The organism is Mesorhizobium liriopis, assembly GCF_024053505.1.
GTDB classification, from domain to species: domain Bacteria; phylum Pseudomonadota; class Alphaproteobacteria; order Rhizobiales; family Rhizobiaceae; genus Mesorhizobium_B; species Mesorhizobium_B liriopis.
The window spans coordinates 12,464-28,250 of record NZ_JAMXQS010000012.1 but is presented as its reverse complement, the minus strand read 5'-3'; the positions used below and the strand labels follow the sequence as shown (position 1 = coordinate 28,250).

Sequence of the window (15,787 nt, the reverse complement as noted above, 5' to 3'; positions counted from 1 at the left end):
TAGACCGCGGAAGCGCTGTCATACACCGAAGCGACCGTCTAACGAAGCTTCGGATATGCTAATTCCTAGAGCGACACGACCAATCTTCGCAGGTATCCCAGTTCCCGCATGACTTTCTCTCGACCCACTCTGCGCGCCCTTCAGGTCTCGGACAGCATAAGTCTGTCAAATTGGCTTGCCAACCCCAAGCTGGCTGCGGCGATGAATATCGCTCCGCAGCAATACACACCCGACGCAATGGCTCGCTACATTTTGAGCTTTGACGAACGTGTCCGCGTCGCAAGAGCAGTTGTCTCCGGAAGCAGCCAAGCAATCATCGGCATCCTCACGGTTACAATTGATGAGCGGCATAAGCTTGCAGTCTACAACCTGATGGTTGCTGAACCTGGCGAAGCTAAAGAGGCGGTTATCATCACGGCAACGATGGCGGCATTTGACTGGCTATTTGATGAGATGAGGGTCGAGAAGATCGCAACCCGTATCAGCGCTCATCGCGAGGGTTTGGCTGCTCTGATGGAGAAGCTGGGAATGCGACGCGAAGGCGTGTTGAAAGGCGAAGTGCTTTCGACGGATGGCACCACTCGTCTTGATCAGTTGGCGCATGGTCTGCTTGCTGTCGATTGGCCTCAGATCAGATCGGGCACAGTCGAAGAGCTCAAGCGGATGGGTTTTTAGCCCATGCCCGCAATTGAATGGACGACGCCAAATTTCATCCAGAAGTCGCTCGGCCCGGGATCGGACCTTTCTGCAATGCAGAGCTGGCTCGCGGACGCGGAACTGATGCGATCGCTTAATCTGCCCGCACGACATCTCGATCTTAACCAGCTCGCACGTTATGCGGCCACGTTCGATAACGAACGCAAGTATCTCATCGGCATTTACGAGAAAGCCCAGATGAGGTTGATTGGCTATCGAATATTAGAACTCAACCCAGCGCATCGTCGGGCTAATCTGCATCTTCTCATCGCGGAAGAGCAGTACCGATCGCGCCGCGCAACTGACGAAACGCAGGTTCCGTTCTACGACTTCGTCTTTGGCACGCTCAAGGTGAACAAACTCGTTGCCGAAATTGCTGCGTTCAACGAGCGTACCATTCGTCGAGCAGAAAGCAGCGGTTATCGTTTCGAGGCTCGACTTGAACGAGAGCTGCTCTCTCATGACGGCACTACCTTCGTCGATCAGGTTCGCATGGCCCTTTTCGCGGAGGATTGGGCGACAGCTCGCATTAAAACTTTGGAACGGCTCGCAAGTCATTGATCTGTGGCTGCAATATCACGGCTGACCAAATGCGCATGGCCCTTTTGTGAAACCGGTTTCGCATGACGGATAGATGATCTAGATCGAGTGCCTGCCGATCTGGCAGGTGGGGTTCTAAACATGCATTCGCGCCGTATCTCGGGCGCCAAGCTCTTCGCCGGCGTTTCTGTTCTGACACTTGCAACAGCAGCTTCATTTCTGAGCGCTTCGCCAGCTTCTGCTTCCTGCGATACGAACAATCCGGGAAGCGGGAACACAGTCACATGCAGCGGCTCAGCCATCGAAACGACTGGTGTTCTGGGAGCTGGTGTGAGCGGCGTGTCCGTCAACGTCAGTGGGACGGGTGGCATATCGACAGACGGCACCGCCATTGAGCTCGGCGATAACGCGGTGATCGATGCTGCCAATGGTAGCGTGATACAGAGCACTAATTCCAGTGACGCCATTCGGGTTGGTAGTAATGCCAACGTAACAGTGGGTGACGTATTCGCTAACGGAAAGTCTGTTTCCGGTCTGTCTGCTGGCGACGATTTGACCCTTCTGCTTCGTGAGGGCGGAACGATCTCGTCGTTAGGAAATGGAATATTTGCAGGTGCACGAAGTGACATTCGTATTGATGGCACAGTCGCAGTACGTAGCGACGAGATGGTATTTCCCGGGAAGCCAGCTGCTATCAACGTTGACGATGGCGCAGCGATAACAATTTCAGAGACCGGCAAAGTTCTTGCGGAGCAATATCTCGCAGATGGCATCTTAATCGATTACTCTGGAAACGCTGTTCCGGGTGCGCAGATCGCTACGATCAATGTCGATGGGGTGGTCTCTGCGAGTGGGTCCGGCATTGCAATTTCGGGCCCCTCTGGTGGGCCTGTGCCAATCCCCAGCGGAGCGAACCCGACTGCTTCGATAACGATTGGCGCAACCGGTGTTGTTACTTCAGGCAATGGCAGCGGGTTTGAGGAGGATTTGTCCCTACCAATCGATACGACCCTTACGGTCTTGGGTAGGTTGGGAGGCGGCACCGATACTCTGTCGTCGAGCCCAGTGGCGGCTATCCTCGGGAACGGAGATGATACGTTCGTTCTTGGAGCCTCCGGCGTCGTATCTGGGTTGGTCGACGCTGGCGAAGGCAATGAACTGATCGGTGATACGTTCGCTTTGGGTGGATCAAGCAACGGTTCATTTGACGCCGCACTGCTTGATCTTGATGGCACCAACAGCACCGCGCAGTATCGCGATTTCGAACTGTTCCAGAAAATCGACACTGGGTCGTTCACGCTTACCGGGTCCAACGCTGGTACTGGCGCCTTCTCCGTGCTCAACGGCGGTCTGTTCGTCGATGGCACGATGGGCAGCACGGCCTTCACCGTCGCGGATGGCGCCCGCCTCGGAGGCTCCGGCACGATAGGCAGCTTCGATGCTCTATCGGGTTCGGTGATTACCCCGGGATCGCGCGGCACGTTCGGAACGCTGAATGTCGCAGGCAATGCGACCTTCCGGACAGGCTCGACCTATGCCGTTGCGATTGACGGCCCGACCAACACCAACAGCCTTCTCAACGTTGCAGGCAATGTGCTGATCGAAGGCGGCACGGTTGACGTAAACGGCATCAACTACGTCTATTCGAACCCGGCGAACTTCACGATCATCAACGCTCAATCGGTAACTGGTCAGTTCACTAGCGTCGTCGACAACCTGCCGGATGTCGATGTTGTGGCACAGTATGATGCGACCACTGTCGCATTGGCGCTTACGCAGCAGGTGACCCCGACGCCTACACCGACGCCCACCCCCGAGCCCACTCCAACTCCTACGCCTGAACCGACGCCGACGCCGGGCTTCTCCAATAAGGCAAACGGCCCTGCCGCGGTCTACGGTGCGGGCAATGCCTCGATGGCGTTCTCCGAAACGCTGGGGCGTCGTGTGGCACTGCAAAGTGGGATCGGTGGTAATGCTGCGGCTGGCACGACCGTGCCGCTGGGCTTTGCCGAAGAGCCGAAGACCAAGACAAACGGTCTGACGCATTCCGGCACCTTCAACGCCGACATCGTGGGCGTGGCGCCGGTTGTCGATCAGGGCGGCCTGGCTGTCTGGATCTCGGGCTTCGGCGAAGACACCTCTGTCGACAGCCGCGGCTCATCCTTCGGCTATGACAGCCAGACGGGCGGTGTCGCAGGTGGCCTCGAATACACGACCTATGGAGCGGGCACGACCGTGTTTGGTGTAGCCATCGGCTACTCGCAGACCGATGTCGACGTGACCGATGGCGAAGCAGATGTCGATGCCGGCCATGTCGGCATCTATGCCAACCACACGCAAGGCAACCTCGCGCTGTCTGGTGCACTGTCCTACTCGTGGCTCAACTACGATCTGAGCCGTGACATCGCGGTCGGTGCAGACACGATCACGGCACGGGGTGATGCCGATGGCGATGCCATCTCAGGCTTTGCCGAAGCGTTCTATGACGTGGCGCCCTGGGCTGGCTTGAGCAACGTCAAGCTTGGGCCTGTGGCTCGTTTGCGTGGTGTCCATGCCTCGCGCGATGGCTACACGGAAGACGGTGCCGGCCTTCTCAACCTTTCCGTTGATGACGACGACACCGATCAGTTCTACGGCGCGATCGGCGCACGTCTTGGCTCGACCGTTCAGCTGGGCAGCATCACGGTCACGCCTGAGATCGAGCTGATGTATGAGCGCACACTCAGCGGCGAGGACGATACGAGCTTCGCAACGATCGCGGCTGCGGGTGCTGACTTCGACACGTCCGTCACAGGTGGCAACCGTGATCGCTTCCTGCTGGGTGCAGGGGCTGGCTTTGCCCTATCCGACAACCTGTCGGCCAACATCCGCTATGACGGCACGTTCGCCTCAGGCATCGACAGCCATCGCGGGGCGCTGGGCTTCACCTACAAGTTCTGAAGCTCAAGCCAGAGCAATTGAACAAGCCCCGCGCTAGCACAAGCTGACGCGGGGCTCTTGTTTGCAAGAGGATCCAGCCACGGCACGCGATGACGCTCCAGATGAGACTGCTCAGGACAGCGTGCCCGCCTTTATCTTCGAGCTGACCCGCGCCGCCAATGAGGTCGATTGCGTGAGCGGTCGGGAGCGGAGTGCCCTGCTTCGTCGCGCCGCGTCCACGATCCGTGAGTACCAAGAGGCGATGCTGGGCGATGTGGAGCGCGCGCAGCTGTCGAGCGTGGAGATGCTGATGGCTGCTGCGGAAACGCCGTTTGCCGGCTCGGACGAGGATGTGGCGACGTCGTTGCGATTGGCGGCCGGCCTGATCCGTGGCTATCGCGAGACGGCGCACAGGGCCAGGCACTAGGCTGAAACGTAGAAAAACGCCCCACTGCCGGCCGAAGCTGACGATGGGGCGTTGGGGGTGGGTGGCTCAGGCTTTTCACAAGAGTTCGTCGGCTGCTGTGCCCGTGTGAGCCCGTCGATCACCAATTGAGGTAGCGAAATGCTTGTCGCCCAGCGCGTGAACGAATTCATCACCAGTCAGCACCCTGCCGCAGTCTGTGATAAGTGCATCTGTGATGCCATGGGGTTCATGTCGAACGCGCACTCGGCTCAGATCACAGGCGCGCTTGGCACCACAAGTGACTTCGAGCGAGAACGCGGGATATGTGCAACCTGCAAGAATGATCGCACCGTCATCCGATCCGTCATAAAGTAAGCGTTCGCTGAAGACCCGAGCGTCGAAATCGGTAACATGGAGCCGGAAGGTAGCGCCTGACTGTAAAGCCTACCCCGTAGTCTCCAGAAGAGAAACGCAACGTTAGCCAAGCTCGTCGCCCTCTGTGTATTCCGCTCTTGCGTGGAGTACATTGGCCGCAGTTCGGAGAGGTCAGGCTGGCGCAATTAGATTGAATGTACCAAGCACGCAGAATGTCGAACACGGCTTGGTCTCTCACAACTGCTCTAACTTCGATCTTGCAGATACGAGGTGGAGCCGTTGTCGCTTCCACAGGCTTGTTGCTATGGAGCGCTGCACCGCTCTCGGCCCAGCAGGCCTTCGCGGGAACGGCGGGTGAAAATTCCTCGCTAGCTGCACCGTTTGCGATCACTGCGCAGGACGTAACCTACTCCGGCACCGACTCGGCGGGCAATGCGGCGCTCACCACGAACCAAGGCGAGACGGTCACCTTCGACGATGACAGCACAGCGGCAAATGCCACGATCATCAACAATTCGGGCGGTGCCACTTTTTTCAACGACCGCGCTTCAGGCGGGTCGGCGCTGATTACGGTCAATCGCGACAGCCGGCTTTCCTTCAACAGTGCGGCCAATGCGGCAGGTGCGAATGTCACCGTCAACGAGGGCGGCAGGACCACCTTCGCTGGCCAATCTAGTGCCGGTAATGCCGGGATCACGAATAACGGCACGCTCGCCTTTTCCGAACAGGCCACCGGCGGGCAGTCGGACATCACAAACAATGCGAGCGGCACTGTTTCCTTCAGCGGCGATGCGTCGAGCGGAAACGGGCGCATCACCAACAATGGCACGCTGAGCTTCACCGAACGCGCGCGAGCGGCGGGTGCCTTCATCGTCACCAACGAGGACGCGCAAACGACTTTCTCGGGCAACAGCAGCGCCGACACCGCCGCTTTCACCAACAACGGTTCGCTCGCTTTCTCCGAGCAAAGCTCGGCGGCGGATGCAAGCATCAACAATAATGGGACCGGCACGGTTGGTTTTTCCGGGAATGCGTCGGCCGGTACCAGCTTCATTGCCAATAGCGGCACGGTCGCGCTTACCGGCAATGCTTCAGCTGCGAGTGCGGAGATCGTCAACAACAAGACCGGCCGCCTGGTCGTGTCGGGCAATGCCACGCTCGGCGAGACCAGCATTAACAACGGCGGTGAGTTGGCGCTTTCCGGCAATGCGAGCGCAGGAAGTGCCAGCATCGTCACCGGGCCGGATGCCGTAACGCGCTTTTCAGAAAATGCCACAGGTGGGCTTGCGACGCTTCAGGCCGACGGCGGTGGTACGGTGGATTTTTCGGGCGTTTCTTCCGGCCAAGTCTCGGCAGGATCGATCGCAGGGCCGGGCACGTTCCGGCTTGGCGCCAATCGGCTGACGGTGGGCGGCAACAATGCGTCCACCACGGTGGACGGTGTGATCACCGATGGCGGCGCGGGCGGCTCGCTCGTCAAGACCGGCACCGGCACGCTGACACTTTCAGGCACGAACAGCTACAGGGGCGAAACGGTGGTTCGCGCGGGCACGCTGCAAACGGCGGCCACGAATACCCTGCCCTCGGACACCGCCGTTTCCGTCGAAAGTGCGGGCACGCTGGCGCTTGCTGGGTTCAATCAGCGCATCGGGTCGCTGAAAGGCGCAGGCACGGTGGATCTCTCAGCCGGCTCCATTCTTGCAACAGGCGCCAACAACGCGGATACCACGTTTTCCGGCACACTTGGCGGCTCGGGCGGACTCGTGAAACAGGGTGCCGGCCGCATGAGCCTCAGCGGCACCAGCACCTATTCCGGGGCGACCACGGTGGAAGCGGGCGAGCTTGCCGTGTCGGGATTGATCGCCTCGTCAAGCGTTGTGGTGCTCGCCGAAGGCATTCTGAGCGGGGCGGGCACTGTCGGCACGACGTCCGTGTCAGGCACGCTTTCGCGCCAGAGCGATGGCGAAACGCTGACGGTCGCGGGCGATCTTTCCTTCCCAGCGGGCTCGGTCTTCGCCGTGGCGCTGACGCCTGGTGCAGATGCCGATCTGGTAACAGTGCAGGGAACCGCGAGCCTCGACGGCGGGAAATTGGTGGTTTCGCCCGGCGCCGGCTTCACCGTGGCCGGCAGCCGCTTCCGCCTAATCTCGGCCGCATCCGTGACCGGCACATTCGCCGACGAGCCGGACGACACGCTGTTTCTATCCTTCGACGTAGATTATGGCGCAACGGCTGTGGATCTCGCTGTCGCGCGCAATGGACGAGAGTTGTCGAGCGTGGCGCAGACGCCGAACCAGCGCGCGGTTGGGCAGGCTTTGGAAGAATGGGGGTTGGGCGCCGTGCTCGACGCGCTTCTGCTCTCGGGCGATGAGGGCACGGCGCGCAACGGTCTCGATAGCCTTTCCGGCGAAATCTATGCCGATATCGCGAGCCGCGGCATCGAAGGCGATACGCTGTTGCGCGATCTCTTGAGCAGTCAAGCCGTGCTGCGGTCGGAACGGCTGCAGCTCTGGGCGAAACCGTTCGGCGCCGCAGCTGGGTTCGAGACCGACGGCAATGCCGCAGCATTCGATGCGACCCGGACCGGCGTTCTGGCAGGTGCAGATGTTGCGATCACACCCGACTGGCTCGTGGGGCTCGCAGGCGGCTACTCGCACAACCGGATCGATCTCGACGCGCGGGGCTCGGAGGCCGAGATCGACAGCTTCACGCTCGCGGCTTACGGGCAGGGGAAGATCGAGAACTGGAACCTTTCCTTCGGCGCGCTGCATTCCTGGCATGGCGTCGATGTTTCGCGCGAAGTCGCGCTGCCCGGGCTCTCGGAAGCGCTGTCGAGTGATTTCGATGCGCGGTCAGGCCAAGTCTGGGCCGGGGCCGGATATCCATTCAAGCTTTCCTTCGCGACGCTCGAACCCTTTACCGACCTGTCCTATGCCTGGTGGGACGGTGACGGCTGGAGCGAGAACGGTGTCGCAGGGCTCGCATCGGACGGGTCGCGCGTCGACGGCTTTGTCGGCACTCTGGGCCTGCGGGGCAGCACGGCATGGCGCGTGCGTGACAATCTCGAAGCGGCGTTCAGTGCGAATGCCGGCTGGCGCTTCGCCGCGATTGATGGCGAAGGTCAAGCCGTCCGCTTTGTCGGCGGCCCTTCGTTTTCGGTATCTGGACTTCCGGCCGATCGTAACGCACTGGCTTTGGGAGGCAAGTTGCGGCTCTCAAGTGGCGCTTGTTCGGCCGCGCTCGGCTATGACGGGATGTTCGGCGATGCGCTGCAGCAGCATACGATCTCAGCCAATCTGAACGGGCGGTTCTGACATCATCGGGCAAATGTAAACCACAAGGCTGGAAGGCATCGTACTTGGGTCTAAGATTAGTGCGTTGCTTAGAGACTCCCTGCGCCGCAATGCGATATGGCCTTCACTGAAGCCGTCCAGCCATAGCATGCGTTGATGGCGAAATGGGAACGGTGGCAGTCGCCTGCGAACTGTGTCGGATCGCAGCCTGCAACACACCCGAGCGCACCCGCATCGTCATAGCTCACGGCGTCTGGATGCGGTTCGTTCGTGCTCATCACTTGCAACGTTAGAGCGTCGGTGATGCCCGTCCAGTGTTTGGCCACCGGACGGGCTCTTTGCCAGCATCTCTTGCCTTGGGACCGTAAAGAGATGCGTTTGTCGGATAGCCCATCCCGTCTTACTGTAGGTCGTGCGCGTTACCCAGGCCAGGTGCAGCCGATTTGATGCAGAGGGGGGCCGATCTAAACGAGCACGCGAGCCTTTCGGATTTCAATTGCTCGCTCGAGTGCTGTGCCAACGCGCAGTCGTGCCTTTTCGCGCTTTTGGGGGGAAGCCGTCTTAACAAAAGACTCTCCAAGCGCATTGGCGAAGGCGGGGTCGAGAGAGGCGAACCAAATCGCTAGGTTTTCAATCATGAGATCGGACCGTTTGAATTGTTGATGAGATTAGTGGGACACGCGCGCCCTGCGGATCGTGTCGCCTTTCTCCAAGGCGTCTTCCACCAATCTGCGGACTTTGTTGCGTTCAGAGGGAAGTGCGTCTGCAATGAGTACTGATGCAAGGTCGGATGCGGATGCAGCATCGAGGGCTGCAAAGCCGAATGATAGGCGCATAGACATTGGGAAAACCGTGTTCGAGGTATAAGCACAATTCAGGCATCGCGAGAACGATCCAAAAATACTTTGGATGCGAACGCCGGCCCTACCATCACCCAGCGATCAGGATTGCCAGCCGAGGGCCCAATGCGGACAGGGATGCATATGAGGGCCGTCCGAGGGAACTATCGCGTAGAATGGGATTCCGTCATCGACCTTAGCTCGCCGGCTCCGCGTCCACCCTCGTCGGCGTCACCGAAGCTGTATCCTTCGCCGCAAGGACCAACGGCTGCGCGATGGTCTGTCCTGATATGCGTGGCGGCAGGACGTCCTTGAACTTCTCGGTCAAGGTGGCATGGATCTGTGCTTGAGCCTCGGGAGAGAAGCGTTCCAGGCTTTGTACGCATCCGAACGGCGCGGAGGCGTTGCGCATCGCTTCGAGGCTTCGCTTCAGCGCTGCCGGTCCGCGACCTTTGCGAATGTAAACAACAGATTTCTTCGCGCCAAACCTGACGCCATGCCTCTTGCGCTCAAGATGATTAGACAGGCCGACCTGCAGATATTGCGAGGTGTGGCGGAAGCGATGGTGAAGCTGGGCGCGTAGGACATCCGGCTTCTCGCTGTAGAAAGCCTCCGCGGTTGAACGGCGCAAGGGATGGGGACGATGATGGGCCAGCAGGAAGAGGCCGCGATGGCCTGCAAGCACTGCACCCCGCTCTGTGTCGCGACTGTAACGCGGACGCTCCCTGACAGTGCCGCCACGCAGATAGGCAAAAAGCTTGCGCGCAACAGAGCGTGGGCGCCACGCATCGGGCAGCGTCATGGTGCCGCCGATGACTGGAGCGCCGTCTTGAAAGAAGTCTTCCGGTTCGAGCGGCGCGTTCAGGAACATGTCGTCGTTACTGTAGACGAAGTGCTCCGCCAATCCGGGAATGCGCCACATCGCAGCTTCGATCGTCAGCGAATTGAAGGTTGGCCGAGGCACATCAAGGCCATCGAAGATCACGTCGTGTGAGACGAGCTGAAGCTGGTCGGCGCGACACAGGCCCGCTTCGATAAAGTCATCGAGAAACGTAAGCTTCTGGTTGTCGGTGACAACGTAGATCCGACGGAAGAAGGGCGCATATCTGATGATGGAGGCGATCAGATAGTAAATCTCGCCACTCTGGCGGAGTCGTGTCCCGCCTTTCCTGTAGCCCAGCTCCGTAGCAGCTTGTTCGCGTGAAACTAGGTGGCGCCGGTCCGAACCATCGACCCAAGTGATCACGAAATCGATGTCTGGCAAAACGGGTCTTTCAAAAAAGGCACGGCTGCTCTCGCCAAGTGAATGAAGCCCGCACACAGGCGCGGTCCGCGGATGTAAGCCGGCACATCTCCGTTTCCAAGGGTACCGTCAGGAAGCGCACGGATCTCCATCAAATGAGGCTAATCTCACTTAAGTTCTCGCCAGCAGCTCCCGCTCCTTTTCACCTGGTCCCCAGTGGTGAGCGGCACATACGAGCTATCAAACTCATTCACCCCTTCCGTACAGCCCTTACTCTCCTGACCCAAGGTTGAGGAGGAAAGGGCATGACGGAACAATTGATCTTCGTGGCAGTGCTCGTGGTCACTGTTCTCAGCGGCGCAGCAGCAATGGTGCTAGCACTTCGTTCACAACAGGCACCGTCACCGATACAGACAGTCGTTGCGCAGCGTTTGATCGAAGTGACTTTAATTGGCGCTGCAGCGCTTGCGGCGCTGCTTGGGCGTGGATGAAATCAGATATCCTTGATACGGAATCTTCACCACAAACAAGCAGTGTGCATTTGCCGGTGCGTAGCGTATCAGCCGGCCCACTTTGGCCCGGTTCGCTCTCACCAGCGGATCGGGCTTTTTGTTGTAGAGGAGGGGAGCACAACACGGTTGGGCACTGAAGAGATGAGGCGCCAACGGAGAAGGTTAGCTGCCAGTTCCCTTCCCTCTACCACCGCTCCGCCTCGTATCATTCTCTCGCGCTGATCGTCTTACTGCAGATACCGCAGAACTGCGGGGTTTATCGCCACAAGCTTGTGTTGGCGGTTACCGGTTAATAGGCACTTTCTCTTCTCTCTGCGCCTTCATTCTCCAAAGCTTGTGACCTTGGCATTTCCGACACAAGGTTTGGCTCATTGTCTTCACTAAAGAATTTGGCGCGACTGGTTGTGTCAGTTGGCTGGTGTCTCCGCTAGGCGGAGAATGCTGGAAGCGAACTCGGTGATTGTTTTGCTTGAGCTTTTTGCGTTCTCTTGCCCAAAGTAGACCTACGGAACAAAGTCCGCTCTGCGCCTCATTACGGCCGTTCGGACTATCCTGAAGCTGTCTCAAAACTGCCATCGGGAAATGGAGGTTTAAATGACGAACTTGGAGTAGGAAAGCGACGGTCCGCTTTTCATTAGAAGGTTGAACGAAGCGGACGTTCGTCTCTTGCTTCGAACCAAAGGCTTCCGGTCGATCGAGGAGCGGCGGGCTCAGTTTACGGACGATTATCTGACCCGGATTTCGGGTTTAAGTTTGAAGTTTTATCTGCTGAGGCGGTAACAGCTTCAAGGCCGCCGCCAGACCAATTTATGATGAAGCTTTCGAGACCAGTAACGTCGACGCTGAGACAACCGATTTGCCCCATCAAGGTGTCGAGTTCGTCGCGCAAAATTCCTATCGCAGCGTTTAATCCAGTCGCCCCTCCGGCTACCACGCCGTAAAGCATTGCTCGACCACAGAAGACGAAGTCTGCGCCTAAGCAGAGTGATGCCAGAACATCAGAGCCACGTCGAATGCCGCCATCCATCATGACAGGGATATTTGGACCTACTGCTGCGCGGATCGGCGATATCATGAGAGGTGCCGGGACACAGCGGTCGTATTGACGGCCGCCGTGGTTGGAGATGATGAGCCCATCCGCGCCCAGCGCTACGGCAGTTTCGGCGTCCTCTGGATGCATCACCCCCTTTACGATCAGGTGGCGTGGCCAAAGGTCCCGGAACAGCCGCAGGTGGTCCCAGGTCTGGACGCAGAAGGAGTGGCTGTTGGCGAATTCGGCCAGTTCCACTGCACTGCAGCCCTTTGGCGCGTAATGATCCCAGTTCGCCATACGGGGCAGGCCGCCGGTGCGGAGATAGCTCAGCGTCCATGCCGGATGGAGCAGCCCGTCCAGAACGACTTTCGGCGTAATTCGCAAGGGAAACTCGAAGCCGTTGCGCAGGTCACGCTCTCGCTTACCCGCGATCGGAATGTCGATGGTGATCACGAGTGCCTGGCATCCTGCGCGCTCGGCTCGGGATATGATATCCTTGGTGATCGATAGATCCATGGCACCATAGAGCTGATACCAGACGTTGTCCGGGGCGAGCTCGGCTGCTTCCTCGATCGAATCCACGCTGGTGCCGGACATGATGTAGGGAATGTTATGATCGCGCGCCGCGGCTGCGAGCGTGACGTCGGCGCGTGGCCGGAAAAGCCCAGCATAGCCCGTCGGCGCAATCCCGAACGGACTGTCATAGGTCCGACCAAACACGGACTTTCGCTGGCTGCGATCGGAGACGTCCACCATGTATCGCGGAAGGAACCGATAGGCCTCGAAGGCAGCCTCGTTCTCGCGCAGCCCGCGCTCGTCGCCTGCGCCGCCGTCGATCCAGTCGAACAGCATCCAGGGCAGGCGCTTCTTCGCGGCTAGGCGGAGATCGGAGATATTGATTGCGCTGACCATCGCCGCTTCTTTAAATCCTCAAATCACCTTGCCGGGATTGAGTGTGTTCCGTGGATCGAGCGCGCGCTTCAAGGTGCGCATGGTCTCGATTTCGGCCGGACTGCGGGAATGATGCAGATAGTCGCGCTTTAGGATGCCAATGCCATGCTCCGCGGATATCGAACCCTGATACCTAGCGATCAGACCGTATACCAAGTCTTTGAGGGAGCTGGCATGTTCGGGTGTCGGCAGGCCGGTCGTCACGTGGAGGTTGCCATCGCCAAGATGGCCGAGAACATGGAGGCCGAGTGAGGCGGGAATCTCGCTTTTCAGCGCAGCATCGACCTCGGCGACGAACTTATCCATCACCTTGAGCGGCAGGGAGATGTCGAAATCAATCATCACATTGAAGAAGTTCTGTTCCGCCTCGAAATCCTCCCGGATCTTCCAGAGCTCATCGCGCTGGCGCGACGACTGAGCGATCACGGCGTCGGCCACGTCTCCTGCTCCGAGCGCAGCAGAGATCACGTCTTCGAACAGGGCGCCATCGCTATCTGGCTCGAAGCCTTCTGCCTCGCACAGGCAGTAGAAGGAGGCGCCTGACCCAATCGGGCGTCTCTCGCCGTATAGTGCTTCGACGTTGAAGTCGAAGAATTCGGGCCACATGATCTCGAAGCTGGAAAGCGTGCCGCGCAGGTCGCGACGGAGCCTTGAAAGCGTCCGGGCAACGGCGGTGAAATCCGCGAAGGAAAGAAGCGCGGTGTTCCTCGTCACTGGTGCCGGATGGAGCCGGAGCGTCGCTCGCGTGATCACGCCCAGCGTTCCTTCAGAACCGATGAAGAGTTGCTTGAGGTCGTAACCTGTATTGTCCTTGCGAAACGGGATGAGATGCGAAAGCACAGTGCCGTCCGCCAGCACGCATTCGAGGCCCAGGACCATATCCCTTGTAACGCCGTAGCGCAGCGCTTGGAAACCGCCTGCATTGGTCGAAAGCGCGCCGCCGATCATGGCGCTTCCGCGTGCACCGAAGTCGAGGCCGAACCGAAGGCCGCTGGCGGCGCATCGTTCCTGAAGTGTCTGGATGACCACGCCGGCTCCCACCACCACCGTCAGACCAGCCTCGTCCGGCGTCTCGATATCATCGAGCCGTTCCAGTGAAAGCAGAATACTCCTTTCGTCCGAGCGGGTCGCCTGACTGAGATTGGTCCGCCCGCCCTCGGGTATGACCGCAATGCCGTTTCCATTGCACAAGGCGAGTACCGCGGACACTTCTGAGGTCGTTCCCGGTTTGACCAAAGCACGTGCCGGGGTGGGGACGTTGTTCCAGAAGTCCTGCGGCCGATCCCGCAGGGTCTCGCCCGAGACCACGTGGCGCTCCCCTACCAGGGAAGCCAGCTGAGGAAGCAGGTCGCTCATGTCGCCAAACCGTCGAGGCAGGATGCGATGTCGCCGACCAGCGCTCGTCCTGCGCTCTGGATGAATCCGATGTCGGACCCGATGGTGAAGAATGAATAGCCCATCTCCACCAGTTCGGGTACCCGCTCAAGCAAATAGATGTCGATGCCGACGGCCTTGCCCGCACCCCTGGCAGCGTTCGCCACGCGCCGGAGAGCTTCCGTCATGGTCTCGGCCGAGGGATTGCCGAGCGAACTCGAAAGGTCCGAAGGACCGACATAGAGAACGTCGAGGCCGGCAGTCGCAGCGATCGCTTCGACATTGTCCAAGCCGGTCGCGCTTTCGATTTGGAGAACGACGGTCGTCGCATCGTTGGCTCGCTGCAGGTAGTCGGCGAACTGGTCATAGAAGCCTGAGGCCCGCCACGGACCGATGCCTCTCTGGCCAAGGGGCGCATAACGGCAGACTGAAACGATCGCGCGTGCCTCCTCGACCGTCTCCACCATCGGCACCATCACGCCAGACGCGCCGGCATCGAGCGCTGTCTTGATATCCGACGCTGTCTGGGAGCGGGGTCGGAAAATCGACGGTGCGCCGTGCAGTTCGGTCGATGGCAGCAGGGTCGACAAGCTGCCTGCCTCGATTGGGGAGTGCTCGCCGTCCAGCAGCAGGAAATCAAACTTGAGCCGCGCCATGACTTCGATCACGCTGGGATTGGGCACCATCGCCCAAGCTCCGAAGACGGGGTTGCCACTGATCAGCCGCTGGCGGAAGGCGGAAGCGATTGCGAGGTTCTTGTTCACCGACAGCTCAGGGTGGGCGTGGGTCAATTCGGGGCTCTCATGTAACGGGTGTTCGTAAGGGTCGCGAAGAGCTTGAGGAGCCCCATCGCGACTATGATGTAGACGACGGAAATGACGAGCAGCGGCTCATAGGTCAGGTATGTTTGCTGGCGGACCTGTGCGGCCACCGAATAGATGTCCATGACGGTGATAGTAGCCACCAGAGGGGTCGCCTTGAGCTGAAGGATGGTCTCGCCAGCAAGCGTGGGCAACGCGCGGTGGAACGCCTGCGGGAACCATATCCGCCGGAACGAGTGCCATGGGCTCATGCCGAAGGAACGCGCGGCTTCGAGCTGCCCCTTCGGTACGCCGGCAAAGGCACCGCGGAACACCTCGCCTTCATAGGCGGCATAGGAAAGGGTCAGCGACAGGACTGCATAAGGCCATGCCTGTCGCAGATAGGGCCACAGGAAGGAGTCCCTGATCGCGGGAAACTGCGGAAAAAGCGACCCTAGGCCATAATAGAGCAACCAGAGCTGGAGAAGCAGCGGCGTCCCCCGGATGACCGTGCAAAATGCGCGCGCGGGAATGGAGAGCCAGCGCGGGCCGAAGACCTGGACGAGCCCGATCGGGATCGCGAGCAACATTCCTAGAAAGACGGTGGTCGCAAGGAGCAGCATCGTCGTGCCCAGGCCGCGGATCAGTTGCGGATACCAGTCCAGCAGCCAGTCCCAGCGCATCGCGTAGCCGGCATAGGCAAAGGCTACCGCCAGGATGACCCAGCCCCAGAGCCCGATCGTCGGCTCGGATCGGCCGGACGCGACCACGGGCGCCTGGGCGGCTGTCAGGTTTGTCTCGGACAT

The 15,787-nt window shown here is 59.6% G+C and carries 11 protein-coding genes; 6 read left to right on the top strand and 5 right to left on the bottom strand.

The annotated features are described in order from the left end of the window. Nucleotides 1-108: 108 nt before the first annotated feature. The 5 genes from NGM99_RS20825 (at nucleotide 109) to NGM99_RS20805 (ending at nucleotide 8,250) form a co-directional block, all read left to right on the top strand. Complete coding sequence (locus tag NGM99_RS20825; RefSeq protein ID WP_252822568.1) at nucleotides 109-675, top strand: GNAT family N-acetyltransferase; 567 nt, start codon at nucleotides 109-111, stop codon at nucleotides 673-675. Between the two features lie 3 nt (nucleotides 676-678). Next, nucleotides 679-1,257 (top strand): GNAT family N-acetyltransferase, encoded by a 579-nt coding sequence (locus NGM99_RS20820; protein ID WP_252822566.1) that lies wholly within the window; start codon nucleotides 679-681, stop codon nucleotides 1,255-1,257. Nucleotides 1,258-1,377: 120 nt separating this feature from the next. After that, entirely contained in the window at nucleotides 1,378-4,176 is a 2,799-nt protein-coding gene (locus NGM99_RS20815; protein ID WP_252822564.1) for an autotransporter family protein, read from the top strand. 61 nt (nucleotides 4,177-4,237) lie between these two features. Beyond that, a complete protein-coding gene (locus NGM99_RS20810; RefSeq protein WP_252822562.1) occupies nucleotides 4,238-4,582 on the top strand; it encodes a hypothetical protein in 345 nt (114 codons plus the stop codon). Nucleotides 4,583-5,232: 650 nt separating this feature from the next. Beyond that, nucleotides 5,233-8,250, top strand: coding sequence for an autotransporter outer membrane beta-barrel domain-containing protein (locus tag NGM99_RS20805; RefSeq protein WP_252822560.1), 3,018 nt, complete (start codon nucleotides 5,233-5,235; stop codon nucleotides 8,248-8,250). Between the two features lie 1,014 nt (nucleotides 8,251-9,264). Here the strand turns inward: NGM99_RS20805 and NGM99_RS20800 are convergent. Next, nucleotides 9,265-10,332, bottom strand: a complete 1,068-nt coding sequence (locus NGM99_RS20800) for a Stealth CR1 domain-containing protein (protein ID WP_252822558.1) — start codon at nucleotides 10,330-10,332, stop codon at nucleotides 9,265-9,267. 284 nt (nucleotides 10,333-10,616) lie between these two features. Here NGM99_RS20800 and NGM99_RS20795 point away from each other — a divergent pair, with 284 nt between their 5' ends. Beyond that, complete coding sequence (locus tag NGM99_RS20795; protein ID WP_252822556.1) at nucleotides 10,617-10,802, top strand: hypothetical protein; 186 nt, start codon at nucleotides 10,617-10,619, stop codon at nucleotides 10,800-10,802. A gap of 736 nt (nucleotides 10,803-11,538) precedes the next feature. Here the strand turns inward: NGM99_RS20795 and NGM99_RS20790 are convergent. From NGM99_RS20790 to NGM99_RS20775, 4 genes are read right to left on the bottom strand one after another with little or no spacing between them, the layout of a single operon-like run. Beyond that, nucleotides 11,539-12,768 carry an alpha-hydroxy acid oxidase gene (locus tag NGM99_RS20790; RefSeq protein ID WP_252822554.1) on the bottom strand — a complete coding sequence of 410 codons (1,230 nt, stop codon included), beginning with the start codon at nucleotides 12,766-12,768 and terminating at the stop codon, nucleotides 11,539-11,541. Nucleotides 12,769-12,786: 18 nt separating this feature from the next. Then, entirely contained in the window at nucleotides 12,787-14,163 is a 1,377-nt protein-coding gene (locus NGM99_RS20785) for an FAD-binding oxidoreductase (RefSeq protein ID WP_252822552.1), read from the bottom strand. After that, nucleotides 14,160-14,972, bottom strand: a complete 813-nt coding sequence (locus tag NGM99_RS20780; protein ID WP_252822550.1) for an HpcH/HpaI aldolase family protein — start codon at nucleotides 14,970-14,972, stop codon at nucleotides 14,160-14,162. Before NGM99_RS20780 ends, NGM99_RS20785 begins: the two co-directional genes overlap by 4 nt. After that, nucleotides 14,969-15,787, bottom strand: coding sequence for an ABC transporter permease (locus NGM99_RS20775; protein WP_252822549.1), 819 nt, complete (start codon nucleotides 15,785-15,787; stop codon nucleotides 14,969-14,971). Before NGM99_RS20775 ends, NGM99_RS20780 begins: the two co-directional genes overlap by 4 nt.

Bases quoted from the DNA above. Each gene is read 5' to 3' on its own strand.
- NGM99_RS20790 (WP_252822554.1), bottom strand. From the start codon at position 12,768: ATGGTCAGCGCAATCAATATCTCCGATCTCCGCCTAGCCGCGAAGAAG.
- NGM99_RS20785 (WP_252822552.1), bottom strand. From the start codon at position 14,163: ATGAGCGACCTGCTTCCTCAGCTGGCTTCCCTGGTAGGGGAGCGCCAC.
- NGM99_RS20825 (WP_252822568.1), top strand. From the start codon at position 109: ATGACTTTCTCTCGACCCACTCTGCGCGCCCTTCAGGTCTCGGACAGC.
- NGM99_RS20815 (WP_252822564.1), top strand. From the start codon at position 1,378: ATGCATTCGCGCCGTATCTCGGGCGCCAAGCTCTTCGCCGGCGTTTCT.
- NGM99_RS20795 (WP_252822556.1), top strand. From the start codon at position 10,617: ATGACGGAACAATTGATCTTCGTGGCAGTGCTCGTGGTCACTGTTCTC.
- NGM99_RS20775 (WP_252822549.1), bottom strand. From the start codon at position 15,787: ATGTCCGAGACAAACCTGACAGCCGCCCAGGCGCCCGTGGTCGCGTCC.
- NGM99_RS20820 (WP_252822566.1), top strand. From the start codon at position 679: ATGCCCGCAATTGAATGGACGACGCCAAATTTCATCCAGAAGTCGCTC.